Here is a 26572-nt window from a genome sequence, read left to right as displayed (position 1 = left end):
GCGCTATGCGCGATTACTTAATTAAACCACTTGTTGGTCAGCCGTATCCAATGATTTCACATGGAAAAGGTGTTTATTTGTATGATCAAAATGGTAATAAATATTTTGATGGTTCGTCAGGAGCAATTACGGCAGGTATTGGGCATGGCGTAAAGGAGATTGCAGACGTTATTAAAAAGCAAGCTGAGGAGATTGCTTTTGTTTATAGATCACAGTTTACGAGTGAACCAGCTGAAAAATTAGCGAAGAAGTTAAGTGATTTAAGTGTAGGAGATTTGAACTGGAGTTTCTTTGTAAATAGTGGTACGGAAGCAAATGAAACAGCTATGAAAATTGCAATTCAGCATTTTCAAGAGCGAGGTATTCAAGGTAAGCATAAAATTTTATCGAGATGGATGAGTTATCACGGTATTACGATGGGTGCGTTATCGATGTCTGGTCACCCACTACGTAGACAACGTTTCGTATCTATTTTGGAAGATTATCCGACTATACCAGCTCCATATTGTTTCAGGTGTCCTGTTCAAAAGGTATATCCAACTTGTCAGCTGGCATGTGCGACTGAATTAGAAAGATCAATTGAAAGAATTGGTGCAGAGCATATTGCTGCTTTTATTGCTGAGCCGATTATCGGAGCAGCTGGAGGCGCGGTTGTTCCGCCAAAAGACTATTATAAAGTCATTAAAGATATTTGCAACCATTACGATATTTTATTTATTGCGGATGAAGTAATGACTGGGCTTGGTCGTACGGGAGCATGGTTTGCGATGGAGCATTGGGGTGTAGAACCTGATATTATGACACTTGGTAAAGGGCTAGGAGCGGGATATACACCGATGGCAGCGACAGTTGTAAGTGATCGTGTTATAGAACCAATATTACGTGGATCACGTTCAGTAATGAGCGGTCATACGTTAAGTGCAAATCCATTGTCTGCAGCAACGGCTTTAGCTGTTATTGAATATATGGAGAAACATAATCTCCCTGAAAAAACAGCAGAAAAGGGAGAATATTTAATAAAAGGCTTACAGAAAGTTCAACAACAATCGACAATCATTGCTGATGTGCGCGGAAAAGGGTTGCTAATTGGAGTAGAATTGCAACCGTTTACAAAAGCGTCGGAGCTTATTTCGGTTGCAGCTAAAAATGGCCTGCTTTTATACCAAGCAGTTTCAGGGCAAGCAGGAAAAGAAGATAGTGCACTGCTAGTAGCACCGCCAATGACAACTACATATTCCGAGTTAGATGAATTACTTTCAATTTTCTCTAAAAGTGTGGAAGAGATGATGCAAAAAGGAGGGCATAGTATCGCATGACAACTATTACAAATACATTCGGTAAATTAAAAGAAATTGAGGAAGTAATTTCTTTGTTCCATGATGATATGACATTAATGTTTGGGGGATTTGGAGGGATTGGATCCCCTCCATCTTTAATACAGGCAATTTTAGAAAAAGGCGTTACAAATTTAAATTTGGTTGGAAATGACACTGGATTTCCTGATGTAGGTATCGGTCGTCTTGTTACAAATGAAAGGGTTAAATCACTAATTACTTCTCACATTGGCTCCAACCCAAATGCAGGAAGGCAACTAAACGAGGGAAGATTACAAATTGAGTTTTCTCCGCAGGGAACATTAGCAGAGCGCATTCGTGCTGGTGGTGTTGGTCTTGGTGGTGTTTTAGTTGATGTAGGTGTTGATACGATTGTGGAAGAGGGAAAACGAACAGTTGAAATGAATGGTAAGACATATTTAGTTGAAACAGCATTAACTGCTGAAGTTTCAATTGTATATGCGAAAAAGTCAGATCCGTTTGGTAACCTTGTTTTTGACAAAAGTGCACGAAATATGAATCCTCACGTAGCAATGGCTGGGGATATAACAATTGTAGAAGCAGAAGAAATAGTCCCGCTAGGAAGTTTAGATCCAGAGGAAATCGTCGTTCCAGGTGTTTTCGTAAATTATATTGTACCGTCGGAAGGAGTGAACTGGAAATGGGTATGGGCGTAGAAGTGAGAGATAAGATTGCTAGGCGAGCGGCGAAAGAAATACAAAATGGCATGATTGTAAATTTAGGTATTGGCATACCATCGCTTGTACCAAATCATTTGCCTGACGATATAAATGTTATGTTTCATGCGGAAAATGGAATCGTCGGAATGGGACCAACACCAAGTAAAGGGAATGAAGATGAAAATTTGTGTAACGCAGCAGGTTTACCAACTTCTCTTATAACAGGAGCGAGTTATTTCGATAGCTGTACAGCGTTTGGTATGATTCGAAAAGGTTTGCTAGATATAACGATTCTTGGTTCATTACAGGTAAGTGAAAATGGTGATTTAGCAAACTGGATTGTACCTGGAAAACGTGTTCCAGGCATTGGTGGAGCAATGGATTTAGCACAAAAAGCGAAGCGGGTCGTTGTTGTGATGAATCATGTTGATAAGTATGGAAATGCAAAAATTGTTTCAGAGTGTACATTGCCATTAACTTCAAAGAAATGTGTAGATTTAATTATTACTGATATGGCGGTCATGGAGGTAACTCCGAGTGGACTTATATTACAAGAATTAATGAGCCCATACACAGTAGAAGATGTAAAACGACATACAGAAGCTGATTTTCAAATTAGTTCTAACTTACTAGTAATTGAATGAAGGGAGATGTAATATGTGGAGCAATTAAAAAAGCAAGTTTGTGATTATATTGAGAGTCATGAAGAAGAAAGTGTAAAATTTTTAAAGCGATTAATTCAAGAAAAGAGCGTATCTGGTGATGAAAGCGGTGCGCAGGCGATTGTGATTGAAAAATTACGTGAATTAGGTTTAGACCTCGATATTTGGGAGCCTTCTTTTTCTAAAATGAAAGGTCATCCTTATTTTGTATCACCCCGTACAAGTTTTTCAGATAGCCCAAATATTGTAGCAACTTTAAAAGGAAGTGGCGACGGGAAATCTATGATATTAAATGGGCATATTGATGTAGTTCCGGAAGGGGATGTGAATCAGTGGGAACATCATCCTTATAGTGGTGAGAGAATAGGAAATCGTATATATGGCCGTGGAACGACGGATATGAAAGGCGGAAATGTCGCACTCATGCTTGCGATGGAAGCGATTATTGAATCTAGCATTGAATTAAAAGGAGACATCTATTTTCAAAGTGTAATAGAAGAGGAAAGTGGCGGAGCAGGGACATTAGCAACTATATTACGAGGATATAAGGCAGATGGTGTCATTATTCCAGAACCTACTAATATGAAGTTTTTTCCGAAACAACAAGGTTCCATGTGGTTTCGTCTACGTGTAAAAGGGAAAGCAGCACACGGTGGAACGCGTTATGAAGGGGTTAGTGCAATTGAAAAAAGTATGTTTGTTATAGAACATGTAAGAAAGCTAGAGGAGAAAAGAAATAGTCGAATCACAGATCCGTTATTTAAAGGAATTCCGATTCCAATTCCAATTAACATTGGGAAAATTGAAGGAGGGAGTTGGCCAAGTTCTGTTCCCGATGAATTAATTTTAGAAGGAAGATGCGGTGTTGCGCCGAATGAGACTATAGAGGCGGCAAAAGTAGAATTTGAGAATTGGATTGCTGAATTAAATGATGTGGACAATTGGTTTGTTGAAAATCCAGTAGAAGTAGAATGGTTTGGAGCGAGATGGGTTCCTGGTGAATTAGAAGAAAATCATGAACTTATTACCGCACTTCATCATAACTTTGTTGAAATCGAAGGGAACGAACCAATTATTGAAGCATCTCCTTGGGGGACTGATGGAGGTTTATTTACACAAATCTCAGGTGTACCAACTATAGTATTTGGTCCAGGAGAGACAAAAGTAGCACACTATCCAAACGAGTATATAGAAGTTGATAAAATGATAGCTGCCGCAAAAATTATTGCATGTACATTACTAGATTGGTGTGAGGTGAAAAAATGAAATACTATGAATCTTTTAGAGAACAGACGAATTGTTATACAGTAGAAGGCGTTTTAGATTATTTTAATAAACGTATCCGAGTAGACCACTATACAGGAAATGTTGAAAGTATTATACAGACAATTGACGAACTAGCAGAGAAACATTCTTTCACTAAATGTATTATTAAAGGAAAGGGAGAGCATGTTTCAACATGGCTCTCTTTCGGTTTTTTGTTGGAAGCAACGATACCTCATTATTTTCAAGGACACGATGCATACTTTTTTGTGAAATATAATAATGATGAAAGACGAAATAGTATGCATTGGACTGAGGAAGATACTATATTAAGCGGTGTAAAAGGAAAAGAAATAAAAGAAAAAGTAGTTCCAGAGAAATTTCTGCTGAGAAAAGCGACTGAAGAAGATGCAGAAGAATTAGCAACTGTATTCGGAAAAGTATTTGAAGTGTATCCGACACCTTTAAATGAAGCGAGTTATGTATTACAGACGATGAAAGAAGACGATACAATTTACTACGTGTATGAATTTGAGGGGGAAATTATTAGTACAGCATCTGCAGAAATGAATATAAAAGAAGGGAATGCAGAATTAACAAATTGTGCTACTTTACCTGAATATCGTAAACATGGATTTATGAAAAGTTTACTAATTAAATTAGAGGAAGAGCTCCGAGAAAAATCTATTTTCTGTTCCTATACAATTGCTCGATCGCTTTCTTTCGGAATGAATGCTGCATTTCATCAATTAGGCTATACGTATACAGGAAGACTGGCGAATAATTGCTACATTTTCGATAAGTTGGAAGATATGAATATATGGGTGAAAGATTTATCTAGCTATTCGAAAGCAGTAAAAATTCCACCTCAAAATTCGGCTGTAAAGCAAAATAGTTAGGTGGAGCTGGGTGTTCGAACAAGCCGTACTAATTAAAATATAAAATTGATCAAAATTATAGAACGGAATCGTCATGCTTACAATCGCACATAGGTATGCCGAAAATTCGGCATGTAATTGCTGGATTTTCGGCAAAAGGGGGGATGACATTGCTAGCAGTTTCGACACAAGAAGTCATTGAAGCGATTTTGGGCAGTATTGATGAGGCTATACACGCTGTAGATGAAAATGGAATTACAATATTTTATAACTCTGTAGCTGCAAAACACGATGGATCCAAGATTGAAAAAGTGTTAGGGAAGCATTTGTTAGAAGTGTTCCCGTCTTTATCAAGGGAAACGAGTACATTGATGAAAGTATTAGATACAAAAAAACCTATCGTACATCAAGTACAGCATTATCAAAATTTAAATGGTGAAGATGTTTGTACAGTAAATACGACGTTACCTATTTTTATAGATGGGAATATTGCCGGGGCTGTTGAAATTGCAAAGGATTACTCTACAATTCAAAAACTTACTGACACAATTGTTGATTTACAGTCGAAAATAAAACGGTCATCTAGAAAAAAATTGATTAAAAAGCATGCTGCATTTGAGACGATAGTGACAAATGATACGCGGTTTAAACAGACGAAAGAGCTAGCACAAAAAGTAGCACCAACAGACGCAAATGTTTTAATATATGGTGAAACAGGAACAGGAAAAGAACTGTTCGTACAAGCAATTCATGAAGCTTCTAAAAGAAAAAACAAGCCATTTATTGCACAAAACTGTGCAGCTTTACCAGAGTCGTTATTAGAAAGTTTATTGTTTGGAACGACAAAAGGAAGCTATACAGGAGCGATTGAAAGAGCTGGGCTATTTGAACTTGTTGATGGTGGTACATTATTTTTAGATGAACTGAATTCAATGCCTCTTGATTTGCAGGCAAAAATGTTACGAGTGTTAGAAGATGGAGTCATTAGAAGAATTGGTGATAATAAGACGAGAAAAGTAGATGTTCGCGTTATTACCGCAATGAACCAGCCTCCAGAAATATGTTTACGAGAGAATAAAATTCGCACTGATTTATATTATCGCTTAAACGTATTTTCATTATATATCCCACCACTTCGTGAAAGAACTGAGGATGTACTATTATTAGCATCTTATTTTTTGGAAGAATATAATAAAAGTTATAAAAAAGGTGTACTTCAAATTGATGAGGAAGCGAAAGATAGACTGCAAGCTTATCAGTGGCCTGGAAATGTCCGGGAGTTAAAACATACGATTGAACATGCTGTTATTATTGCAGAAGGGAATACATTAACAGCCAATTGTTTACCACGTACATTTCGGAAAGAGAAGTTTTCGAAGAAGAAGGGTATAATGCCACTTAGAGAAGCACTTCATCAAACAGAAAAAGAATTAATAGATCAAGCGTTGATTGAAACGGAAGGGAATATATTACAAGCCGCAAAAATGTTAGGTATCCCTCGTCAAACGCTTCAATATAAACTGAGCAAGTACGACAAAACCGCCGAATAATCGGCGGTTTTTGTGTGTTTGCACGAATAAAAGAGCGTTTACATATATATAAAGTAATGAATATAATGTTAAGTATTGATTTCATACAACGCTTAAAAATATTTTTTCGCTTATATAATAGGGTTCTCCGCACATTTACTTATCAACAATGTAAAGTTGGCATAACTATTGCTTATATAAAGGGTGAGCGTATAAAAAGGGGGAATAGCAATGTTACATGATGTATACAAACCAAATCGTCACTGGAAGGATATCGAATTATGGAAAGATGTTACTGAAGAGCAATGGAATGATTGGGTTTGGCAATTAACGAATACGATCAAAACGTTAGATGACTTAAGAAAAGTAATTAACTTAACACCTGAAGAAGAAGAGGGCGTTAAAATTTCAACGAAAACGATCCCGTTAAACATTACACCGTACTATGCTTGGCTAATGAATCCTGATGATCCACGCTGTCCGATTCGGATGCAATCAGTACCGATTTCGGAAGAGTTATATAAAACAAAATATGATTTAGAAGATCCGCTTCACGAAGATGAAGATTCACCAGTTCCAGGGCTAACACATCGTTATCCGGACCGTGTACTATTCTTAGTAACAAATCAATGTTCTATGTATTGTCGTTACTGTACACGCCGTCGTTTTAGTGGACAAATTGGAATGGGTGTACCGAAGAAACAATTAGATGATGCGATTGCTTATATTAGTGAAACACCACAAGTACGAGATGTATTAATCTCCGGTGGTGATGGACTTCTAATTAACGATAAAATTTTAGAATATGTATTGAAAAATTTACGAGAGATTCCGCATGTTGAGATTATTCGTATCGGAACGAGAGCACCAGTAGTATTCCCACAACGTATTACAGAAAATTTATGTAACATTATTAAAAAATACCATCCAGTATGGTTAAATACACATTTCAATACATCTATTGAAATTACTGAAGAATCGAAAAAGGCATGTGAAATGTTAGCGAATGCTGGTGTTCCAGTCGGAAACCAAGCAGTAATTTTAGCTGGTATTAACGACAGCGTTCCAATTATGAAAAAACTTATGCATGACTTAGTAAAAATCCGTGTACGTCCATACTACATTTATCAATGTGACTTATCTGAAGGTATCGGTCACTTCCGTGCACCAGTATCTAAAGGTCTTGAAATTATTGAAGGTTTACGTGGACACACATCTGGTTATGCAGTTCCGACATTCGTTGTTGATGCGCCAGGTGGAGGCGGTAAAATTGCACTTCAACCAAACTATTTAATCTCACAAAGTGCAGATAAAGTTGTACTTCGTAACTTTGAAGGTGTTATTACGACGTATCCAGAGCCAGAGAGCTATATTCCAGGAAGAGCGGAAGGATACTTTAAAGAGATTTATCCGAACTACGAAGAAAAACGTTCAGATGTTGGTATCGCAGGTCTTATGAGCGATAAGAAATTTAACCTCGTTCCAGACGACTTACAGCGTATGAACCGTCGTAAAGACTACGAAGATAATGATACTCATGCATCTTTAAAAGATAAACGTGATAAGCGTGATCAATTAAAAGATAAAAAATATCAAGCACAAATGGCTAAATTAGAAGAAAACGACAAAAAAACTGAGGGTGATGCAGTATGAATTGTATGTGGTGTGACAGTACAGAAGCGAAAGAAAGCTTGAATACTGTATATTGGGAATTACCAGATGGTACGAAAGCCATTGAAATCCAAAAGACACCATGTATTTCTTGTTCCTCGTGCGGGATGGACTATCAATCAGACCATACAGTAAAAGAAATTGAAGATCAGTTATTTTTAATTTATACGAAAGATTTACCAAAACAACTAACATATGAAGAATTAATGGGAAGACCACGTCTATTAAAAAGAAATTACTTCGACTTTTAACCAGCTTTTATGCTGGTTTTTTTCTTTTTTGCCTTGTATAATGTACCCAAGTTAGAAAGGTAGGGAATATTTTTGAAAAAGACATTTTACCATTATATGATGAAGCATCGTGCAGCTTTATTTAGAAATGAAATTTCAGATTTAGCAGAGGCGATGTATGATGATTTAAGTTTTCCGAAGCAATCTGAAGACTATGATGAAATTAGTTCATACTTAGAGTTGAGCGGAATGCTAGAAAGTATGTCTATATTTGATGAAGCCTGGGATTTATACATACAAGATAGATAAAAACTATTTGAAAACATACAGAATACATTACTTTGTTTAAAGTGAAGTATTCTGTATGTTTTTTTATATGAAATTTGTTGATTTGAAGCTAGTCTAGTTACTAGCTTTTTTTTGAGTGTAACGTAAATTTTATAAGATTATAATTTTTATTGAAAAAATTTATGAATATAAGCTTCTGTGATAAGCGTTTTTATGTAGGTTGCATATACTGATATCAAAATCACGACGTCAAAAAAAGGAGAGATAGAGATGGCAAGAAAAAAACAACCTAAATACAACGTAGGGGACATAGTCGTGATTACGCTATATGGAACCGTTGGGAAAATCACAAATATGAAGGTTTTAGATGGAGTTTATGTATACGAAGTCAATAATCACGATGGATTTTACGTAGAGCAAACGCTGCAGCACGTTACAGAGCAAGATATGAAAAAGGGCGATACGGAGTGGATTGAATTAAATTATAATTTCACGTTTGGTGATCTTGTGCAAGTAACTGGATATGATAAAGATGTTTTCCGTATTGTTGGTTTTCGTACAGAAGTATGGAGATATAAGAATGACGCATGGGAAGATACAATTTATGAATTGTCACGGATTACGGATGGTGAATGGTTAGAAGCGGATGAGTCAGATTTAACGTTACTTGCCAATGCTCAAACGGCAAATGCAATTTTGAAGAAACTGAAACAAGATAAAGCAGGTATGAATAAATTAGATTTAGGTAAGCTAAAGTCAATTAACAACTCGAAAAAAGTGAGTGTTAAGACGAATCGTCAAGAAATCATTGATGGATTACTTGATATTTATAACGATTATCAATTATTGTTCGATACATTTAAAGATGAAGAATATAAAATTGTAATGGATGTTGTTCATAATTATTTAGTTAAATTGACAGAGAAAAAATAGTTAACTAGAAAGAGAGAATAAATTGAACAACAACATATGCAGTATAAGGTATGCCTACAATTATTAAAAAAATAAAAAGCCACTTTATAAGAGAGTCTGCCCATTGATCTTCATGCATGAACTCTTCTTTTGTTTGTCCTACTTCATATTGATTTTCCATTATTATTTCCCCCTTTGAATAGCTTGTACTACAATCGTATGCATCTCGTCCAAAGCTTATGACCTATAAAAAAATAAAATCTATTTTTCTAATCTCATATACATAATTTTGAGATTTTTTCATAAAACAGAAATAAAGGAGTGATGCTCATGAAGGAAATTGAAGTCGTGATTGATACGGAAGAGATTGCGGAGTTTTTTTATGAGCAACTAATTGAAAGAGGGTACGTCCCGAAACGAGAAGAAATTGAAGATCTCGCAGATATTACATTTGAGTATTTATTAGAGAAATGCATGATTGATGAAGTTTTTGATGAAGAGGATGAATGAAAGTAACGACGGGCATAACTCGTCGTTTTTTTACTCTTTACAAACCTGTCACAAATATAGTCAATAATTATTGGTATAATTAAAATGAAATTTTACTCAAGAGGTGAAGGGATGTTCAAAAAAATTATTGATTCTTTATTAGGAAAGAAAAAATATCGTTCGTATTCAAGTAGTGATTATCGTCGTAGAGGGCGCTCGTATTCAAGTAGCGATTATAAACGACGTTCATCTGGTTATGGACATCAACATTATAAAAGAAAACGTAAAAGCCGTAGCTTCTTTTCAAGTAGCTGATGAAATGGCGTCGTGTACTAGCATTATTTGATAGACCACTGCGGAAAAATACAATTGTTGCAGAACGTTATAAAATTGAATCAGTAATTGGAATGGGCAGTTATGGGGTCACATATGTCGTTAATGATTTACAAGTAAATAGATATAAAGTCTTAAAACAATTAAGACAAAGTAAACAAAGATATGAGTCTGGTAGAAAATCATTTGAACAAGAGAAAATGATTTTACAAACATTAAATCATCATGCAATTCCTAGTCTGTATGATCATTTCATATGGGAGAAAAAGAGCTTCTTTGTGATGGAGTACATGCCTGGTAAAAATTTTGAAGATTATATTTTCATAGATGGGTATGTATATACAGAACGTGAAGTTTTTGAGATTTTATATGAAATATTAGAAATTGTATCGGTGTTTCATAGTGAAGGCATTATTCACCGAGATTTACGCATTCCAAACATATTAATGAAAGAAAATCAAATTAGTATTATTGATTTTGGATTGGCTAAATGGAAAGGTGAGGGTGATGAGAGAGCTACAACTTACGAAGGTGAACAAGCTTTGATGCGAGAAGTCCACTTTCGTAGCGACTTTTATGCACTCGGTCATTTCTCGTTATTTTTATTATATGCAGGATATGAATCTAATGAAAAACAGGAAAAACCATGGTACGAAGAATTAACTTTGGAAAATTATAATCGCGAAATGCTTATGCGAATGTTACAAATAAAAACGCCGTACTATGAGAATGTACAAGATTTAAAACAAGATGTAGCTTCTGCTTTAGAAAGGATGGAGACTCCATGTTTCAAAAGTTTTTAGCAAGCGTTGGTATTGGAAGTGCAAAGGTAGATACTGTTCTTGAAAAAGATGAGTATATTGTTGGGGAAGAAATAGTTGGAAAGGTTCATATAACTGGGGGTTCAGTTAGCCAGCAAATTGAAAGCATTTACTTAACATTATCGACGTCGTATGTACGAGAAGTGGATGATAAAAAAGTAACAGCAACGTATGATTTAGAGCGAGTACGCTTAACAGAACCATTTTCTATAGAACCGAATGAAAAAGTTGAAATTCCATTTTCTTTTCCAATGCCAATTGAAGCACCACTTACACTTGGTATGAAAACGGTTTGGATTCATACAGGTCTTGATATTAAACGTAGTATAGACCCAAGTGACCGCGACTACGTTCAAGTGTTACCCAATGCATTATTAAGTAGTGTTTTAGATAGTGTAAATGAATTAGGGTTTAAAGCACGTCATATAGAATGTGAAGAATTACCGCATCGATTACGTAAGCAAGTTCCATTCGCACAAGAATTTGAGTTTATTCCAGTTTCTGGAGAGTATTATGGGAAATTAGATGAATTAGAATTATTAATCTTGCCACGTGCATACGATCGACTAGAAATTATTATGGAAGTAGATAGAAAATCTCGTGGTTTAGCTGGATTATTCGCTGAGGCGCTTGATCTTGATGAGAAGGTGATTCGTTTTACCGTAACAAGAGAAGATATCCCTGAGATGAAGCAAAAAATTAATAATTATATTTTTTAATAAACTATGCATAAAAAAGAAATGGAGAGGAAAACTAAAACAACCGCTCCATTTTTTTGCATAGTGAGGTTATGTATGTGAAACGATATCGACATTTATACTTGCTAAGTTTTACGTTACTCATTTGTTTTGTCGTATTATCACTTTCGTATCATACCGCTTGTATTGAGAATTTTGACAATATAGTCGCACATTTTATTCAAAGCTTTCGAAACGATTATTTGACGACCTATTTTACTTGGGTGTCTTTTATCGGTTCCAAAAGGATATTTTTCCCATTACTCATTATTCTTGTAATGTATTTTCTCGTTAGAAAAAAGTTGCTTAGTGCATTGCTTCTAACAATTAATTACTACGGATCTCGTTATTTAAACAGTCTGCTTAAACTATGGTACGAACGAGCAAGACCTGATGTTACGCAGCTTGTTACTGCAACTGGATATAGTTTTCCGAGCGGTCATACGATGAATGCTACGGCTTTTTTAGGATTTATTGCATACGTCACAATTACTGAAGATCGTATTTCGTTGCATAAAAAATTGCTAATTATTCTTATAGCAAGCTTTGTTGTATTATCTATTTCAGTTAGCCGAATATATCTTGGCGTGCACTATCCATCTGACATATTAGCAGGATGGGCAGCTGGCGGTAGCTGGCTCGTTTTATGTGTTATATTCCATAAAACGTTCATAAAAAAAGAACCTATGTCATAATAGGTTCTTTTTTCATTGGCTCAACATGAATGTGTGCATGGTAAATTCCAAACTTTTTGCGAAGCATAGCTTCGATGTTGTCGGTAATACAGTGACTTTCTCCAACATCCATACGAGCATCTACTTCAATTGTAATATCAACGTACGTTTGATTCCCGTACATACGTGCTCGAATATCTACAATGTTTTCCACACCGCCAATATGCTCAATAGCATCAGCGTATTCCTCCATTTTATCAGGATCAATTCCATCTGTTAGCATATGAGAAGATTCTACGAAAATCTCCCATGCAGTTTTACAAATAATAAGACCAACAATTAAAGCGGCAATAGGGTCTAAAATAGGCATTTGGAACTGAGAACCGACAATACCTACTACAGTACCGATACTTACGAGTGCATCTGATAAATTATCTTTTGCAGCAGCTTCTAGTGATTTACTTTTTGTTCGTGCTGCAATTTTTTTCGTATACAAATACACGCAGTACATAACGACAGCAGAAAATAAAGCAACCCATGCAGCGAGTACATTAGGTGCTGCTTGTTTCGGATTTAAGAAAGATTGAATGGCACTAATAACAACTTCTAATCCGACTGTTGCCATAATGAAGGACGCAACAAGTGATGCGATTTGTTCGGCCCGTGAATGCCCATACGGATGATCTGGGTCACGAGGTTTACGAGATATTTTTAGACCAATTAATATCGCTAAAGAAGCACCGATATCCGTTAAGTTATTTAAACCGTCAGCACGTAATGCGCTAGAGAGGGTAATATAACTGATGATGATTTTCATAGAGGATAAAAATATGTAGGCCATAATGCTGACAATAGCACCTTTATCAGCTTCTTTATGAGAAAGAGTATCCATTTTAATCACTCACCTTTCTTTAAAGGAATTTCTTTCTATAAATAGAGTATCAAACGAAAGTCGTGTGGGTCTATACAAACATTGTTGACGTTTTATAGCTTTTTAAGAAGGGGATAACAAAGTTTCGTGAAGGAAAAATATGTTGAAAAGTACAAAGTCAGGGTGTGAACCTAATTAGAGTTTATTTACTAAAGAGATAGGAGGGTAGATGGATGAAGAAGCGAATACTTTTCTTAATATGTACTATTCTTATAATGACAGGGTGTAATTCATTAAACGATGAAAAACATCAAAAGATAATTGTGAAAACAGATGAAAGCCCTCTGAAAAATATTTTCCAGAGGGCTTTTATTTTAGTATGCTTCTAAAAACTCAGTAACTTGCTCTTCAGTTTTTGCATTAGCACTATGTAAGTGGCCTAGCTTCTCACCATTTTGGTATACAAGTAAACTTGGAATACCCATTACTTGATACTCTTCAGCGATACTTGGAAACTCATCTTTATTAATAGAATACCATTCAAATTTATTGAACTCTTCCATTACATCTCCGATAAAGTTGTCCATACGTACGCAATCTGGGCACCATGTAGTAAAGAACTTAACAACTACAGGCTCCTCGCTTGCGATGATGTCTTTGAATTCTTGTTCTGTTTTAATTTCTTTCATAAGTAAAACTCCTTTCAATATTACACGAATTTATATGCAAAATTCGTATTTGCAAACATGTTGCAAACTTATTATTTGTTTTTTAGTTTTGTAGTTCGTTCACACTTATAAAACTGTATTTTAAATTGTATATAACATGACTGGACTTCTAAGTGTGAAAATAACGGAACCTCACTTTTCTTTATAAGCTTTTTCCAGGATTGTGTCAAACTTCTGAATTTTATACAGCAATTAAAGAAGCCCACACTTTGATTGAGTGTGGGCAGAGTGACTAAAATTAATCGCTTATTAATTTCGAATAGATATTTAAATCGATAAGCTTTCCAGCTGATTTTTCGCTCTTTCTCAGAGTCCCTTCAAAAGTAAAGTTTAATTTTTCTAATACCTTTATGGAATTTACATTTGCAGGTTCAACTTTTGCTTCAACACGATATAGTTTTAAATGTGTAAAAGCATAATCTAATAAAGAGGATATTGCTTCAGGGGCATATCCTTTACCCAAAAATTTTTTTGAAATATCATAACCAATCTCAGTCTTTGAGTTTTCAAAATCTAAGGAATTATAGCCACATGAACCGATAATGTGATTAGATTCTTTTTCAATAATAGTAAAACGTATAGCTTTATTATTTTGAGCGAGTTCGTTAAGAAATTGAATCATATCTTTTGCCTGGCTTTCATCGGTGAAATTACTTATATTCATGAATTTAGTAACATCAGGATCAGACCATATTTTAAACATACTTAATGAATCAGATGCTTTCATTTGCCTTAAATATAATCGTTGTGTGTGTAGTTCAGTAATCAATACTTTTACCTCCGTTATGTTGTAAGAATAGGTAGTTTAAAAATATTGATATCTGCGCATAATTCAGTTCCTTTTAGATTAATTAACTTTTATTATACAAGAAAATTACTACAGTGAACAAAGGCGTTAATTAGTTTAGCTATTTTCTATAATTGATGGAATCAGAGAGACAAAGGAACATGGTTTCAGTGGATTTAAAGATTTTAGCCCGCTATTTGTGAGCAGTAAGACCCCACCTTAAAATTCAGCAGAAGCAAAGAAGTTAGGTGGGGGTCGGGCTGCCCGTAAAAGCCCGATTGGTGAGGGCTAATAATCAATGGGGGATGAACACCCCCCCATTGATTAGAGTTTCACTTTATTCAATTCTTTAACAAACCCCTTATCTGGAAATTAAAGAACGCCTTGGGAGAAAGGCGTTCCATGACCAAGGAATGTATGGAAAATGATACTAAATGATTCATAATGAGATGATCATAAGTATTGTATGTATTTCTCTAATGTATGTGAAGTCTTTATTTCATAATATCGAAAAAGAACATGCATATAAGCATGCTCTTTCACAAGAAAGATAGATTTCTATGAGTGGATGCCTCCATACAATAATATATGCTTGTCCAGTTAAAAGGTGAAAAGTTTTATTAAAATCGTTATTTCAATGGAGAAGCCCTAGGATTAGGAGGCTAGGGCTTCAAGTCATGGTATATCTCACACGACATTATAAAAAGAAAAGAACGTACTGAAGATAACACATGAATATTTCATATTTTATTATAAAAACTGTATAAGGCTAGAATTTATATAAATGTAATGGAAAGTAATTAATAAAAAATTTTATTAGGGATTTGCCTTAATCATTTATAACAGCCAAGAATATTTATAAAATATGACTGTAGAAACAGGTCCGATCTTTATAACGATGGAGGGAATTGGTGTGGACATAACTCAAAGTATGGCCAGAATAGTGGTTAATGGGAAAGATCTTCCGTTTACTTCAGTTAGAACTTCAATATGGAATCAAGGACCTGTAAATGATTTAATTGTTTCGACAAATCGGAGAGTCGAGGAGTTTTATCAATTTATGTGGTCACAAGTGCCAGTTACGCTCACAATGTATTTTCTTCAGGGAGCGGACTTGATGAGATTTGCTAGAATTGTTGGAATCAATTAAAGTGTAACGGGAGAATATATATATCATTTCTTTTGGGGATAAAATGAATTTAAAGCAGTTTAATAGCTGTTTTTTTATTTTATAGAGACATGATTCGAAGGCGAAGAATATGTATGGCTAGGAAGATTAGCTTAGATCGTGATATAGATAAATTATTATCGCTTCTGAGTTTTTAAAAAATTTTCAAGAAAATTGGGAGGTTCTAATTGGATATATATCAACGCTTGGTTATTAATAGGAAATATAATAAAGGTTAAAAAGTTTAATGGAAATTTATTTATTTTTTCGAATCATAAAATGAGCAATTTATGTGAAGAGAATAATGACTAGTGAGTGGTTTAATACATTTAAAGATAGGAACATAAAAAAAGCGGTGTTAGTAATATGTATTATACAAAACAATGTAGAGAAACGATCAATATATAGGTGTTATTTTTAAGGATGTTTATTTTTATAAGACAATATAATAAAGAAGGAACAGGTTAAGGGACAGTTTGAATTTCTAACAGAGAGCTGTGTGATTAAATAGGATAAAAGTAATTATTTAATGTTGGGATAGGTTATAAATGGAGAACCAATTAAAAGAAATATTTGGTGCATTGATAGCAGCTATAGGTACAATAACTTCCGCTATTGGAAGTACACCGTTCTATTTTATAAGCAGTAATGTAAGGGAGAATCTGAATATATATGGAAACACATTGCAAGCAGTTGGTAACGCTTTAGAGGCTGATGGTCAAGGGGGAATTTCTCTTGAAAAAATTGGGAATGAAATCCAATCAATTGGTAATGTAACTGTAATATCAGGGTTAGTTATTGATTTTAAAGATGAAACAAAAGTTAAATTAGTTATTTCTGGAAATTGGGCGCAGGCTTTAGGAGGACTTACAGCATTAGCAGATGAATTTGAAGATACTTCAGATAAGGATGAGTCTTTTAATGTTGTAGGAAACTTATTGCAAGCTATAGGAAATTCCTTGCAAGCGATTGGAGGAATATATGAGCTAAAAAGTATTAGAGGAGATCGGCAGGATAGTAAAGAAAATCTAGTAAATGATACAGGGGAAATTTTAGACAATCAAGCAAATAGTCAACTGGATAAAAAGAAAGAAGGCCAGTCAATAGATACCATAGGAAGTTGGATTCAAGCCGTAGGTTCTATATTTTCATTAATTGGACAAATACGTGAAGAAAGTGAGGAGTTAGAAGGGAGCGATAAATAGACTAGTTGTAAAAGAGCCTCACATATTGCGCATATTTGATAGTAGGAAATTTTTTTATTGAATGCTAAGTTTAAAATTATATGATGCAGTAAGTAAAAAGGGTTCAAGGAGTATTATTAGTTTAATAAAAAAGAGCGGTTAGCAAAAGCGAAAAGTTTTCATGAAAACTGGTAATAGAAACTGCTTTTTAGAAAAATAACATATACTTATTGAAAATGGAATACAGGAGTTCGTATTGTAGGTTTTGCATATGGCTATTCGTTCTCAGGAATTACACGTGAATTAGTAGGATTGTTAGTTTAGTAGTAATGAAACTTATGACGAATATTTCGATAGATGCCATTATCCAAGTGGTGTCTTTTTTTATTGTTAAGGAATAAATAAAAAAGAGAGTTTAAACCCTCTTTTTTATAATTATCTAACTATTATGCGCAAATTGGAATTCCTAATGCTATTAGAGTCAATGCTACTTGAAGAGAAAGTTCTAATCTAGCAATTTCGATTCCAGCAACTGAAATCACTAAAAGAGGTTGTCCATTAACGAACAAAACACAACTTTCCATGCTTACGCCTCCTTTCTAGTAATCTAATATAGTATATGGATTAAACTTAAAAAGTGTAATAGTTAAATGTATGAATTCAATATAATTAATAAATTAAACTATTATATTTAATAAATTAAAATTGACCTAACAGCTGCTTTTTTGTCACTTTATAAGAAGGGTCAGAATATATTAGAAGTATAAAAATTATAGGAGTGATAGATATGTTCTTTGCAAAGTTGCGTGGTAGAAATGAAGTTCCACCAGTAGAAACAGATGCTCGAGGAGAAGGTTTCTTTAAATTAAGCCGGGACGAGCTTAGCCTAAAATTTAAGTTGGATTTATTCGATATAGAGGATGTAGTAGCTGCACATCTGCATCTTGGATTAAAAGGAAAGAACGGTCCTGTTGTAGCTTTTTTATTTGGACCGATAACAAATCCAATTTCAATAGAGTGTGCAACTTTTACGGGAATGATTACTCAAGAAGATTTGGTCGGAACGCTAGTGGGTCAAACATTAGGCACTCTTATAAATGAGATTATATCTGGAAACATATATATTAATGTTCATACAGTACAACATCCTAATGGTGAAATTCGTGGACAACTAAATTATTGCTAATGAATTATGGCAGTAGGAAAATTTAGCGAGAAACCAAAAGCATCCGTTGAGTGTGCTTTTATTTAGAGAATGATATTTATATTGAAAATGTTTAACCTTAATAAGAGCTAGTGAATTAGCTTTTGCACTCACTGAAATATAGAATCATAACATATTTTGTAATAACTTATACGGAAGTGAGTTGAAAATCATGTTTTATTCATATTTTAATTCTCAAGCTGGCATGCGACCAGCGTATGGTACGTCTATAACGTATAGTGGAGCACAAAGTACAGTCCAAGCTATTCAACAAGCATTACAAATGCAACAACAAATGCAAATGCAGCAGCAAGGAGTGCAACCATATTACTCATCCGTAGAGTATTTTTACCCAGTACATCATGTTACACCGTATGGAAGTTCTTTTCTTACTATTCCATATGGAACTGTATACAACTTATAACTAGTAAGGAATTATGTGGTGTATATAAATAAGGGTGCAGGTTAATAGCGCCCTTATGAACAATAAAAATAGCTAGTCCAAACCTTATAAATCAATCTTACATAATATGTAGTAATAAGTTTGAAAGGGGAATTAGTATGTCTTGTTATTACTACTGTAAGTATTGTAAGGAGTATAAAAAGAAGCACCATGATTGTTGTAAGAACACTAGTAAGTGCCATGATAACAAGGACAATCTTGTTAGAGCATCGGCATTTAGAGCTAGAAATACTGTGAATCAAAATGTTCCTGCTAATACTTTTGTGAAAGTGTTATTTCAAAATGAACAATTTGATTTAGCGAATGAGTATAATCCAGCAACATCTATTTTTATGCCGAAGACTAAAGGAGTATATTCTATTATTGGAACGATTGGTTTCTTTCCAAACGATCCAACTTTAAATTATAGAGCGCGTGTAGAAATTCGTGTGAATGGAAACGCAGCGATAGCTATAGATAATGACTTTTTTGGTCCAATAAGTTTTGGAAATGTAGTAAGTGTTTCGACGATTGTTCAATTGAATGCAGGGGATGAAGTTGAGGTTTATGCACAAAGTAGTATAGATGGAGTTTTAAGTCCTTTAGAAGATGGTGCACATTTTGAAGCAGCAAGATTTCCTTCTCCGATTAAATAAAGTCATTAAACATTGAGTTTACAGAAGCTTAAAGGTAAATCCTCACCGAAATGGTGAGGGTTTTTTACTCTATTAAAAATAGTAACAGGTCGTCCAAGCTATTCTAATCTATATAGCATACTATATAAAAATAAGTGTAAAGGGGGACTAACTATGTCTTATTATTACTGTAAGTATTGTAAAGATTACAAAAAGGAAAGTCATGATTGTTATAGAAAAAGTAGTAAATGTGATAGGAAGTATGTAAAGGTGAAGTGTTGTGATGATAAGAAAGAGGAGCTTGTAAGGGCATCGGCATTTAGAGCTGTGAATACAGTTAATCAACCTGTTCTAGCAAATACTCCTGTTAAAGTATTATTTCAAAATGAACAATTTGATCTAGCGAATGAATATAATCCAGTAACATCCATTTTCACTCCGAAAACTAGAGGAGTATATAGTGTATTAGGAAATATAACATTTTCTCCAAATGATTTTAATGTGAATTACAGAGCTAGAGTAGAAATTCGTGTAAATGGAAATCCAGCAATAGCGATAGATAATGATTTCTTTGGAACAGGAGTATTTTTTAATAATGATGTTTCAGTAACTACTATTCTTCAATTAGAAGCAGGAGATTCAGTTGAAGTTTTTGCAGAAAGTAGTATTGCGGGCGTAATTGTACAAAATGTTAATGGTTTAAATACGGTTCACTTTGAAGCGGCAAGATTTCCTTCTCCAATTAAATAAAACAGATCATTAAATGTTTTTTAGTAGGTTTAGTTAATCCCCTTACCAAATGGTGGGGGATTATTATTGTTTTTCTAAAATATATAAGTAAACAGGTAAAGTGTAGTTTAATTTGTAGAGGCTTTAACCTTATTCAGATAATGAAAAAAATAATATGTAAATAAGTAACATGCTTCTGAAAACTCAGTGTTAGTAAGTTTACTAGTTTTTTTATAGAACAAGAAAGACGAAATACATAAAAGATCGTATCATTACGTTTTTTCTTTACTATATAGAAATTACATATTGAACATAAATTTGTGTAGGGAATGCTAGTACACTGAAAAGAATAACATAAAGGCGATTACACTATATAAAAACAAAATCAATCCTAAGATGAGTAGTATTGGATGCAGCTTGAACATATTTGACCTCCTTGAGTACATAAAGAATTTTAATATATTGTTGGTCAATTTAGAAGGGGACGGTTACATAAAAAAAGAGCATACATAATAAGTACGCTCCAAAGAAAGATAGGTTTTATGAGTGGATAATCTCCATACGATAATATATGTCCTTTTAATAAAAACGTGTAAAAAATCAATGAATTATCGATGGAATATCATAAAATGAGTAATTTTAGTCTAGAAATGCAGTCATTTTCTTTCTCAGTTATTTTAGGTAACAAAGTTGTGAAAATCGTGCATTATGCGGACTAACAACGGGATAACGATCGTACTTCAGTTACATATTTCTTAAAGTCTGGATATTGCGTGATAGTTTGACATTTTGGGGTGCATAGTTGATTAATAATAGACACATTTGTAATTACTTCGTTACAAGGACCGAAAAATGTAACTTTTAGCTTTGAATTTGGTGGGATTTTGAACACGATAGGCTTTTTTTCCATGAAATCAGCTCCTAATATTGAGTATTATAATTTAATGGATATAGAGTCGTATTAGTATAATATGAAATTTCAGTGGATTTGCTTATAATAAAGAATTTCATAGTAGTAAAAGTGCTTAAAGATGTAAAAGGGAAATTGAGAATGCGAAATAAAATGTATAATTAATATAATCAATAAACACGAAAATAGTTAATATAACTAATACATTTTTTAATTTGTTACATATCATGTTAGTAAGAATTGTATAAGGAGGTAGTATAAAATAGTGGAAGAAAATGTACAAGCTCAGCTTTCGCCACCGTGGATCACATATTTTAATGAATTAAAAAATTCAATAGGTGCTGATCCAACTGTTACAGTTGGGCCACTTATTCCTGTTGGTGGTAATTATATTATTTTAGTGCATGCGTTAAGTAATGAAAAAGCGAGAGCGTTAGCAACGTTTTTAAAATCTTTTGTACAATTTGGGAATGTAAGTGTGACAGTTATTGTAACGAATAATGAGAATGAAATTGTAAATCCATTTCCTTGTCCACTAGATGCATTTGAAATAGCTCATTTATTTCAAGTAGCACTAGAAAACAATCCTTATTTTGAACAAGTTGTGGTACAGCCTCAGTTCCCTGGCGGACCGAATGTTGTCTTTCCGGTGTTCACTGCGGAAGTCATTCAGTTTTTTAATGACGATATTTCTAACTTATGTCAAACGTTTACAGGTGTTGCTGCCAATGTATTTCGTAATGTAATGAATGATGAGGTTTGTGATAGCCCAATATTATTTTCTACAAGTTGTGTTATGAACAGTGAAAATACACAATTACAAAATAAAGATTTAACACCAAAATTGTTTTATTAGACTATAAAAAGACATTTTCAGTAATAGAAAATGTCTTTTTTATGCACCAATAGTGTTCAGGTTGGACAATTGTAGGTTAACAGGAATAATTTTCAATTAATTAAAATTTTTCTAAATCTCATATTTCATGGAAAGATAGTAATTTTGATTTAAGAATATATAGAAAATGAGGAATGATTTTTATTAACTGAAAGGGAATTGATACTGGAAGTTTTAAGTTAATACTATAAGAGGATTTTTTCTAATATCCGTAAAAATGATCAATACCTAAATTGATAGGATGAGACTACATAACAAATAGTAAGGTATATTTCGAATATGATAATATTTTTTGTGACATACATGTTAAAGCTAATAGAAATATTTCTGAAAGAGAATATATTTTGAAAAACAGTAACGATTCTTTTTATTTATATTATAGATAGCTAGTTTTAGAGAGATAAGGCTTACAATAAAACAAGCTATGAATAAGACATTAAAAAGGAGCTGGAATGTATGGGTTATATTGTAGATATTTCAAAATGGAATGGAACTATCAATTGGGATATTGCAGCATCTCAGCTAGATTTAGTGATTGCTAGAGTTCAAGATGGCTCTAATACGGTGGATTTTATGTATCAAAATTATGTTAGTGAAATGAAAAAGTATAGTATCCCATTCGGTAATTATGCTTTTTGCCGTTTTATATCTATTGCTGATGCAAAGAAAGAGGCACAAGATTTTTGGAATCGTGGTGATCAATCAGCTAAGTTTTGGGTGGCGGACGTAGAAGTTCAAACGATGGCAGATATGCAAGGCGGGACACAGGCATTTATTGATGAATTACGCCGTTTAGGTGCGGAAAAAGTAGGATTATATGTAGGGCATCACATGTATTTATCATTTGGAGCACGTAATATTGAAGCTGATTTCGTATGGATCCCTCGTTATGGAGGGAATAAGCCAGCATATCCATGTGATATTTGGCAATATACGGATTCAGGGAATGTTCCTGGGATTGGGAAATGTGATCTGAATCGATTAGTAGGAAATAAGTCACTTTCTTGGTTTATAGATTCGAACAAAGCAAATCAATCTAACATAGTGTATAAACAGCAACCGAATGGCATTGGTATTGCAGTTTCGAAATATCCTGATGGATACGGAATAAATTTATATGAGAACCCCATGAATCCTCAATTTACAGGTGCACTCACTCAGAAAATTCCATATTTAATCTTAACAGGTTATTGGGGAGGCGGTGAGCAAGATATGATTTGTTTAGGGAACGATAAGCAGTGGGCATATTTAAAACATTTTAAGGTGAAATGGTTTTATGCAACTTCGAAATATCCTGTCGGCTACAGAGTAAATTATTATGAAGAGCCTGAATGTATGAATTATAAAGGAAATATAGATGGATCGACATCTTTTCGAGTGTGGGGTAGAGTGGGAAATGCGTTAGATATCGGGCAGAATAGTTGGATACCTGAAGAACATGTAATTATTAAGTAACTATAGAAGCTATATTTTTTTTGGAGCACATAAAGAGTTTTCTTACTATACATAGTAAGAAAACTCTTTATATTTAAAAATGAAAATACATGATACATAGTCTACTCATATGAAATGAATTACATGTAGAAAACACACTGTTTTCACAATGACTGTGTATAGTTAATTTGCATAATGATAAAAGTGAGGTATTTGAATTGAAAAAGAAAAAGATATTTATTGGAACGATTATTTCATGCGTGATGCTAGCATTATCTGCATGTGGTTCCTCAGACAACGTAGTAACATCAAAAGTAGGAAATGTTACAGAGAAAGAATTAAGTAAAGAATTACGACAACAATATGGAGAAAGTACTTTATATCAAATGATGTTAAGTAAGGCATTGCTAGATAAATATAAAGTTTCAGATGAGGAAGCAAAAAAGAAAGTAGAAGAAGCAAAAGATAAAATGGGTGAGAACTTTAAATCGACTTTAGAACAACTTGGATTGAAAAATGAAGATGAATTAAAAGAAAAAATGAAGCCAGAAATTGCATTTGAGAAAGCAATCAAAGCAACAGTCACAGAAAAAGATGTGAAAGATAACTATAAACCAGAAATGAAAGTAAGTCACATTTTAGTGAAAGATGAAAAAACGGCTAAAGAAATAAAGGAGAAAGTAAATAATGGTGAAGATTTTGCTGCCTTAGCAAAACAGTATTCAGAAGATACTGGTTCAAAGGAACAGGGCGGGGAAATATCTGGTTTTGCTCCTGGGCAAACAGTGAAAGAATTTGAGGAAGCTGCGTATAAATTAGATGCAGGCCAAGTAAGTGATCCAGTTAAAACAACTTACGGTTACCATATTATTAAAGTGACGGATAAAAAAGAATTGAAGCCATTTGATGAAGTAAAGGATAAAATTCGTAAAGATTTAGAACAACAAAGACTACAAGATACGACAGGTAAATGGAAACAACAAGTAGTCAATGATTTATTGAAAGATGCTAATATTAAAGTGAATAATAAAGAATTTAAAGATACATTTAAATTTCTAGAAAAGAAATAATAACTGTAATCATAATTAGAAAAGGGAACTCATATAGAGTTCCCTTTTCTAATTAGTGTGTGAGTTATAAATAGATAGTAAGACAATACAATATTACATTTAAATATTAAGAATTACAATGGGAAATTATGGGTTTAAATTAAAGGAATTATAATTATTTCAATGGAAGTAGATATGATACGGTTTTCATTATGTAAGTTTATTACATATATTTACTCTTTAATAATGGATATCGAACTTAATTTAAAAAATAGTACATATAATGTTTTTGAATAAATATTTAACATGGATAATTAGTAAAAAACTGAGCATTCGATTGGAAAGGATGTTCTTTTTAGTATGAACATTTTAGGATAAAGAATGAATCGTTTTAAACGCGTCATTTACCACATCAATAAATTAGGTGGGGAGAATATATGAAAGTAATCTTTCAGGGAGAGGGCGGTGCGAAAATTTTTGAGTCATATGATGAAAATATAAGTGATTTATTAGCAATATTAAAAGAAACGAAAGGGATTAAAATAGGGATGGTTGAGTATAAAGTGTTAAAGTACGAACTTAATTATTTTCGTCATCCGAAAAAATCGGATACAGAGAGAGAGTTACATATAATAGTACAACCTATGTATATGTAATAAAATATAATAATAAAAATCACTGATTCAGTTTTGCAAAGTTTCATAGAGTATGTAAGAAAAGAGAGTGTTGTAAATGTTCTCTTTTCTTATGCTTTGTGAGTTCGTTCATCATAGTATATGTTTTCAGTTATAGATGGTTAATAAACGAAAAAATTTAAAACTTTTTTGTTTGGGTAGGGATTTTATATATGAATAAATATACTATGAAGTATTTTTTATACGAATATTGGAGGAGTATAAAATGAGTTTAGCTAGTTACATAGGCTGTAATGTAGAAATTCCGTTAACGGTTCCAGATTCTAATGATGTAATTGTTTTTGGACCGTGTTTTTCAGATGAAAGTATGCTTGAAATTGTACAAGAGTATCAATTCCAAACAAATTTCACATATGAGGTTTCAACTAGTTGGGGAATTGAACTTGTCGAGTGGCAAAACGTAAAGGAAAAAAAAGAAGCGAAAGAAAAACTTTTAACTTTATGCAAGATTATGGAAGGCCATTTGGAAGATGGAGACTATTTCGAATTATTTAGTTGTTGGGTTGGTTATGAAGGTAAGGAACGAGTAGGGGAATTGAAATTAAAAATAAATCATTTTAATATAGATGAATTATGTATTCCAGAAAGAACATTAGTTAGGATAGAAAAATAAAATTTGAAATATTTTTTAGAAAAAGGCGATTTCACTTTGTGTGAAGTCGCTTTTTAGTTGTTATATGTATTTCATTTTACATAAGAAATGAGAAGTTTATTTGATAAAGGAAAAAGAAAGTATAGAGGTAAATAAAATTGTGTTTTTTGTTAAAAAATAATAAGTATGGCTCTTCTCAAAAGAACGTAAGTTCGTGTATAATAAGAACTAATGTTCCTCAGAGGGATAACCTAATTATAATTTAGAAGTAAATCCGAGTTTAGTGAGTATTAAAAATAACTAAGGGATAGTATGACTAAATAAATGTATAAATGATCAAGGAGATAAAAAATGAACGATGTAAAGATACAAAAAGAAGAAAGAGAGTGGGTTCCGTTTACAGTAATATCCGAACAACTTTTAAATATGAGAAAGATTATTGGAGAGAAATTAAAAGTACAAAAACCGCTTTTAACAAATGAAGCAAAAGAGAGAATTTCTGATAAATTATTAAATTCATTACTGTCTGAGAAAGAAATATTGGTAACATATTTTGAAGATGGCTACATATTAACAAGCTACATGACAGTTGTACATATTAATCCGGTAAAACAAATTGTAATTTGTACAGACGCCTTTTATAAAACTTACGTATTTAACGCTATGGATATTATTGAAATAACGTAAAAGAAGCTGAATATTAAATGGCAGCTTCTTTTATTTCTGATTTATGAAATAAATAATACAA

At 33.4% G+C, this 26572-nt stretch carries 33 protein-coding genes; 27 read left to right on the top strand and 6 right to left on the bottom strand.

Annotated elements, in window-relative coordinates; genetic code table 11:
* Positions 1–5 precede the first annotated feature (5 nt).
* The 10 genes from N2V92_RS23915 (at position 6) to N2V92_RS23870 (ending at position 9468) form a co-directional block, all read left to right on the top strand.
* Entirely contained in the window at positions 6–1316 is a 1311-nt protein-coding gene (locus N2V92_RS23915) for an aspartate aminotransferase family protein (RefSeq protein ID WP_001205878.1), read from the top strand.
* Positions 1313–2011 (top strand): acetate CoA-transferase subunit alpha, encoded by a 699-nt coding sequence (gene atoD / locus N2V92_RS23910; RefSeq protein WP_000208111.1) that lies wholly within the window; start codon positions 1313–1315, stop codon positions 2009–2011. Before N2V92_RS23915 ends, atoD begins: the two co-directional genes overlap by 4 nt.
* Positions 1996–2658 carry a CoA transferase subunit B gene (locus tag N2V92_RS23905; protein WP_000525278.1) on the top strand — a complete coding sequence of 221 codons (663 nt, stop codon included), beginning with the start codon at positions 1996–1998 and terminating at the stop codon, positions 2656–2658. The genes atoD and N2V92_RS23905 overlap by 16 nt, the downstream gene beginning before the upstream one ends.
* Before the next feature lie 15 nt (positions 2659–2673).
* Positions 2674–3942: a peptidase gene (locus N2V92_RS23900; RefSeq protein ID WP_016077769.1), complete on the top strand. Its 1269-nt coding sequence runs from the start codon at positions 2674–2676 to the stop codon at positions 3940–3942.
* Positions 3939–4838, top strand: a complete 900-nt coding sequence (ablB, locus tag N2V92_RS23895; RefSeq protein ID WP_000878599.1) for a putative beta-lysine N-acetyltransferase — start codon at positions 3939–3941, stop codon at positions 4836–4838. Before N2V92_RS23900 ends, ablB begins: the two co-directional genes overlap by 4 nt.
* A gap of 143 nt (positions 4839–4981) precedes the next feature.
* Positions 4982–6367 (top strand): arginine utilization transcriptional regulator RocR, encoded by a 1386-nt coding sequence (gene rocR, locus N2V92_RS23890; protein WP_014894777.1) that lies wholly within the window; start codon positions 4982–4984, stop codon positions 6365–6367.
* 210 nt (positions 6368–6577) lie between these two features.
* Positions 6578–7999 (top strand): lysine 2,3-aminomutase, encoded by a 1422-nt coding sequence (gene ablA, locus N2V92_RS23885; protein ID WP_000902145.1) that lies wholly within the window; start codon positions 6578–6580, stop codon positions 7997–7999.
* Positions 7996–8268, top strand: coding sequence for a YokU family protein (locus N2V92_RS23880; protein ID WP_000995766.1), 273 nt, complete (start codon positions 7996–7998; stop codon positions 8266–8268). The genes ablA and N2V92_RS23880 overlap by 4 nt, the downstream gene beginning before the upstream one ends.
* A gap of 72 nt (positions 8269–8340) precedes the next feature.
* Positions 8341–8556, top strand: a complete 216-nt coding sequence (locus N2V92_RS23875) for a YozE family protein (RefSeq protein ID WP_000750717.1) — start codon at positions 8341–8343, stop codon at positions 8554–8556.
* A gap of 249 nt (positions 8557–8805) precedes the next feature.
* Positions 8806–9468, top strand: a complete 663-nt coding sequence (locus N2V92_RS23870; RefSeq protein WP_000101498.1) for a hypothetical protein — start codon at positions 8806–8808, stop codon at positions 9466–9468.
* Positions 9469–9472: 4 nt separating this feature from the next.
* Here N2V92_RS23870 and N2V92_RS23865 read toward each other — a convergent pair whose 3' ends face one another.
* Positions 9473–9628, bottom strand: coding sequence for a DUF3930 family protein (locus N2V92_RS23865; RefSeq protein ID WP_000431485.1), 156 nt, complete (start codon positions 9626–9628; stop codon positions 9473–9475).
* Between the two features lie 149 nt (positions 9629–9777).
* Here N2V92_RS23865 and N2V92_RS23860 point away from each other — a divergent pair, with 149 nt between their 5' ends.
* From N2V92_RS23860 to N2V92_RS23840, 5 genes are all read left to right on the top strand, one after another.
* On the top strand, positions 9778–9957 hold the full coding sequence (locus N2V92_RS23860; protein WP_000658451.1) for a YozD family protein: 180 nt from the start codon (positions 9778–9780) through the stop codon (positions 9955–9957).
* Positions 9958–10068: 111 nt separating this feature from the next.
* On the top strand, positions 10069–10251 hold the full coding sequence (locus tag N2V92_RS23855; RefSeq protein ID WP_000473371.1) for a hypothetical protein: 183 nt from the start codon (positions 10069–10071) through the stop codon (positions 10249–10251).
* Positions 10251–11072: a serine/threonine protein kinase gene (locus N2V92_RS23850; RefSeq protein WP_000872072.1), complete on the top strand. Its 822-nt coding sequence runs from the start codon at positions 10251–10253 to the stop codon at positions 11070–11072. The genes N2V92_RS23855 and N2V92_RS23850 overlap by 1 nt, the downstream gene beginning before the upstream one ends.
* Positions 11054–11809, top strand: coding sequence for a sporulation protein (locus N2V92_RS23845; RefSeq protein ID WP_000486617.1), 756 nt, complete (start codon positions 11054–11056; stop codon positions 11807–11809). Before N2V92_RS23850 ends, N2V92_RS23845 begins: the two co-directional genes overlap by 19 nt.
* A gap of 77 nt (positions 11810–11886) precedes the next feature.
* Positions 11887–12522 (top strand): phosphatase PAP2 family protein, encoded by a 636-nt coding sequence (locus N2V92_RS23840; protein ID WP_002082842.1) that lies wholly within the window; start codon positions 11887–11889, stop codon positions 12520–12522.
* Here the strand turns inward: N2V92_RS23840 and N2V92_RS23835 are convergent.
* From N2V92_RS23835 to N2V92_RS23825, 3 genes are all read right to left on the bottom strand, one after another.
* Positions 12512–13393, bottom strand: coding sequence for a cation diffusion facilitator family transporter (locus N2V92_RS23835; RefSeq protein WP_000380385.1), 882 nt, complete (start codon positions 13391–13393; stop codon positions 12512–12514). The genes N2V92_RS23840 and N2V92_RS23835 overlap by 11 nt on opposite strands.
* A gap of 353 nt (positions 13394–13746) precedes the next feature.
* Complete coding sequence (locus N2V92_RS23830) at positions 13747–14061, bottom strand: thioredoxin family protein (protein ID WP_000658787.1); 315 nt, start codon at positions 14059–14061, stop codon at positions 13747–13749.
* A 277-nt stretch (positions 14062–14338) separates the two neighbouring features.
* Complete coding sequence (locus N2V92_RS23825) at positions 14339–14869, bottom strand: GNAT family N-acetyltransferase (protein WP_016077768.1); 531 nt, start codon at positions 14867–14869, stop codon at positions 14339–14341.
* An 883-nt stretch (positions 14870–15752) separates the two neighbouring features.
* Here N2V92_RS23825 and N2V92_RS23820 point away from each other — a divergent pair.
* Positions 15753–16037: a hypothetical protein gene (locus N2V92_RS23820; RefSeq protein ID WP_002082840.1), complete on the top strand. Its 285-nt coding sequence runs from the start codon at positions 15753–15755 to the stop codon at positions 16035–16037.
* 566 nt (positions 16038–16603) lie between these two features.
* A complete protein-coding gene (locus tag N2V92_RS23815; protein ID WP_016077767.1) occupies positions 16604–17260 on the top strand; it encodes a DUF6944 family repetitive protein in 657 nt (218 codons plus the stop codon).
* 425 nt (positions 17261–17685) lie between these two features.
* Here N2V92_RS23815 and N2V92_RS23810 read toward each other — a convergent pair whose 3' ends face one another.
* Positions 17686–17823: a DUF3956 family protein gene (locus N2V92_RS23810; RefSeq protein ID WP_000443218.1), complete on the bottom strand. Its 138-nt coding sequence runs from the start codon at positions 17821–17823 to the stop codon at positions 17686–17688.
* A gap of 203 nt (positions 17824–18026) precedes the next feature.
* Between N2V92_RS23810 and N2V92_RS23805 the strand changes: the two genes are divergently transcribed.
* The 4 genes from N2V92_RS23805 to N2V92_RS23790 all read left to right on the top strand — a co-directional run bounded on the left by N2V92_RS23805 (position 18027) and on the right by N2V92_RS23790 (position 20270).
* A complete protein-coding gene (locus N2V92_RS23805) occupies positions 18027–18425 on the top strand; it encodes a CHRD domain-containing protein (protein ID WP_016077766.1) in 399 nt (132 codons plus the stop codon).
* A gap of 190 nt (positions 18426–18615) precedes the next feature.
* Entirely contained in the window at positions 18616–18867 is a 252-nt protein-coding gene (locus tag N2V92_RS23800; RefSeq protein WP_000500101.1) for a DUF3947 family protein, read from the top strand.
* A gap of 137 nt (positions 18868–19004) precedes the next feature.
* Positions 19005–19541, top strand: coding sequence for a C1q-like domain-containing protein (locus N2V92_RS23795; RefSeq protein WP_014894775.1), 537 nt, complete (start codon positions 19005–19007; stop codon positions 19539–19541).
* A gap of 153 nt (positions 19542–19694) precedes the next feature.
* Positions 19695–20270, top strand: a complete 576-nt coding sequence (locus tag N2V92_RS23790; protein ID WP_000122944.1) for a hypothetical protein — start codon at positions 19695–19697, stop codon at positions 20268–20270.
* A gap of 694 nt (positions 20271–20964) precedes the next feature.
* Here N2V92_RS23790 and N2V92_RS23785 read toward each other — a convergent pair.
* Positions 20965–21159, bottom strand: a complete 195-nt coding sequence (locus tag N2V92_RS23785) for a hypothetical protein (RefSeq protein ID WP_000412557.1) — start codon at positions 21157–21159, stop codon at positions 20965–20967.
* 265 nt (positions 21160–21424) lie between these two features.
* Between N2V92_RS23785 and N2V92_RS23780 the strand changes: the two genes are divergently transcribed.
* The 6 genes from N2V92_RS23780 (at position 21425) to N2V92_RS23755 (ending at position 26511) form a co-directional block, all read left to right on the top strand.
* Complete coding sequence (locus tag N2V92_RS23780; protein WP_016077765.1) at positions 21425–22015, top strand: hypothetical protein; 591 nt, start codon at positions 21425–21427, stop codon at positions 22013–22015.
* A 495-nt stretch (positions 22016–22510) separates the two neighbouring features.
* Entirely contained in the window at positions 22511–23509 is a 999-nt protein-coding gene (locus N2V92_RS23775) for a glycoside hydrolase family 25 protein (protein ID WP_000540666.1), read from the top strand.
* A gap of 197 nt (positions 23510–23706) precedes the next feature.
* Positions 23707–24558, top strand: a complete 852-nt coding sequence (locus N2V92_RS23770) for a peptidylprolyl isomerase PrsA (protein ID WP_000727350.1) — start codon at positions 23707–23709, stop codon at positions 24556–24558.
* A gap of 416 nt (positions 24559–24974) precedes the next feature.
* Positions 24975–25193 (top strand): hypothetical protein, encoded by a 219-nt coding sequence (locus tag N2V92_RS23765; RefSeq protein WP_000864273.1) that lies wholly within the window; start codon positions 24975–24977, stop codon positions 25191–25193.
* Positions 25194–25437: 244 nt separating this feature from the next.
* Positions 25438–25845 carry a hypothetical protein gene (locus N2V92_RS23760; RefSeq protein WP_016077764.1) on the top strand — a complete coding sequence of 136 codons (408 nt, stop codon included), beginning with the start codon at positions 25438–25440 and terminating at the stop codon, positions 25843–25845.
* Positions 25846–26175: 330 nt separating this feature from the next.
* Positions 26176–26511 (top strand): YolD-like family protein, encoded by a 336-nt coding sequence (locus N2V92_RS23755; RefSeq protein WP_002082834.1) that lies wholly within the window; start codon positions 26176–26178, stop codon positions 26509–26511.
* Positions 26512–26572 lie beyond the last annotated feature (61 nt).

The organism is Bacillus sp. CH_48 (genome assembly GCF_038008465.1).
Lineage (GTDB): Bacteria > Bacillota > Bacilli > Bacillales > Bacillaceae_G > Bacillus_A > Bacillus_A thuringiensis_S.
Note: the sequence above shows the minus strand (reverse complement) of the source record. Positions and strands in the feature narration are given on the sequence as shown.

Excerpts from the sequence above, each read along its gene's own strand:
- N2V92_RS23915 (WP_001205878.1), top strand. The coding sequence starts at position 6 with ATGCGCGATTACTTAATTAAACCACTTGTTGGTCAGCCGTATCCAATG.
- atoD (WP_000208111.1), top strand. The coding sequence starts at position 1,313 with ATGACAACTATTACAAATACATTCGGTAAATTAAAAGAAATTGAGGAA.
- N2V92_RS23905 (WP_000525278.1), top strand. The coding sequence starts at position 1,996 with ATGGGTATGGGCGTAGAAGTGAGAGATAAGATTGCTAGGCGAGCGGCG.
- ablB (WP_000878599.1), top strand. The coding sequence starts at position 3,939 with ATGAAATACTATGAATCTTTTAGAGAACAGACGAATTGTTATACAGTA.
- rocR (WP_014894777.1), top strand. The coding sequence starts at position 4,982 with ATGACATTGCTAGCAGTTTCGACACAAGAAGTCATTGAAGCGATTTTG.
- ablA (WP_000902145.1), top strand. The coding sequence starts at position 6,578 with ATGTTACATGATGTATACAAACCAAATCGTCACTGGAAGGATATCGAA.
- N2V92_RS23880 (WP_000995766.1), top strand. The coding sequence starts at position 7,996 with ATGAATTGTATGTGGTGTGACAGTACAGAAGCGAAAGAAAGCTTGAAT.
- N2V92_RS23870 (WP_000101498.1), top strand. The coding sequence starts at position 8,806 with ATGGCAAGAAAAAAACAACCTAAATACAACGTAGGGGACATAGTCGTG.
- N2V92_RS23865 (WP_000431485.1), bottom strand. The coding sequence starts at position 9,628 with ATGGAAAATCAATATGAAGTAGGACAAACAAAAGAAGAGTTCATGCAT.
- N2V92_RS23860 (WP_000658451.1), top strand. The coding sequence starts at position 9,778 with ATGAAGGAAATTGAAGTCGTGATTGATACGGAAGAGATTGCGGAGTTT.
- N2V92_RS23855 (WP_000473371.1), top strand. The coding sequence starts at position 10,069 with ATGTTCAAAAAAATTATTGATTCTTTATTAGGAAAGAAAAAATATCGT.
- N2V92_RS23850 (WP_000872072.1), top strand. The coding sequence starts at position 10,251 with ATGAAATGGCGTCGTGTACTAGCATTATTTGATAGACCACTGCGGAAA.
- N2V92_RS23845 (WP_000486617.1), top strand. The coding sequence starts at position 11,054 with ATGTTTCAAAAGTTTTTAGCAAGCGTTGGTATTGGAAGTGCAAAGGTA.
- N2V92_RS23835 (WP_000380385.1), bottom strand. The coding sequence starts at position 13,393 with ATGGATACTCTTTCTCATAAAGAAGCTGATAAAGGTGCTATTGTCAGC.
- N2V92_RS23830 (WP_000658787.1), bottom strand. The coding sequence starts at position 14,061 with ATGAAAGAAATTAAAACAGAACAAGAATTCAAAGACATCATCGCAAGC.
- N2V92_RS23820 (WP_002082840.1), top strand. The coding sequence starts at position 15,753 with ATGACTGTAGAAACAGGTCCGATCTTTATAACGATGGAGGGAATTGGT.
- N2V92_RS23815 (WP_016077767.1), top strand. The coding sequence starts at position 16,604 with ATGGAGAACCAATTAAAAGAAATATTTGGTGCATTGATAGCAGCTATA.
- N2V92_RS23810 (WP_000443218.1), bottom strand. The coding sequence starts at position 17,823 with ATGGAAAGTTGTGTTTTGTTCGTTAATGGACAACCTCTTTTAGTGATT.
- N2V92_RS23805 (WP_016077766.1), top strand. The coding sequence starts at position 18,027 with ATGTTCTTTGCAAAGTTGCGTGGTAGAAATGAAGTTCCACCAGTAGAA.
- N2V92_RS23800 (WP_000500101.1), top strand. The coding sequence starts at position 18,616 with ATGTTTTATTCATATTTTAATTCTCAAGCTGGCATGCGACCAGCGTAT.
- N2V92_RS23795 (WP_014894775.1), top strand. The coding sequence starts at position 19,005 with ATGTCTTGTTATTACTACTGTAAGTATTGTAAGGAGTATAAAAAGAAG.
- N2V92_RS23790 (WP_000122944.1), top strand. The coding sequence starts at position 19,695 with ATGTCTTATTATTACTGTAAGTATTGTAAAGATTACAAAAAGGAAAGT.
- N2V92_RS23785 (WP_000412557.1), bottom strand. The coding sequence starts at position 21,159 with ATGGAAAAAAAGCCTATCGTGTTCAAAATCCCACCAAATTCAAAGCTA.
- N2V92_RS23775 (WP_000540666.1), top strand. The coding sequence starts at position 22,511 with ATGGGTTATATTGTAGATATTTCAAAATGGAATGGAACTATCAATTGG.
- N2V92_RS23765 (WP_000864273.1), top strand. The coding sequence starts at position 24,975 with ATGAAAGTAATCTTTCAGGGAGAGGGCGGTGCGAAAATTTTTGAGTCA.
- N2V92_RS23760 (WP_016077764.1), top strand. The coding sequence starts at position 25,438 with ATGAGTTTAGCTAGTTACATAGGCTGTAATGTAGAAATTCCGTTAACG.
- N2V92_RS23755 (WP_002082834.1), top strand. The coding sequence starts at position 26,176 with ATGAACGATGTAAAGATACAAAAAGAAGAAAGAGAGTGGGTTCCGTTT.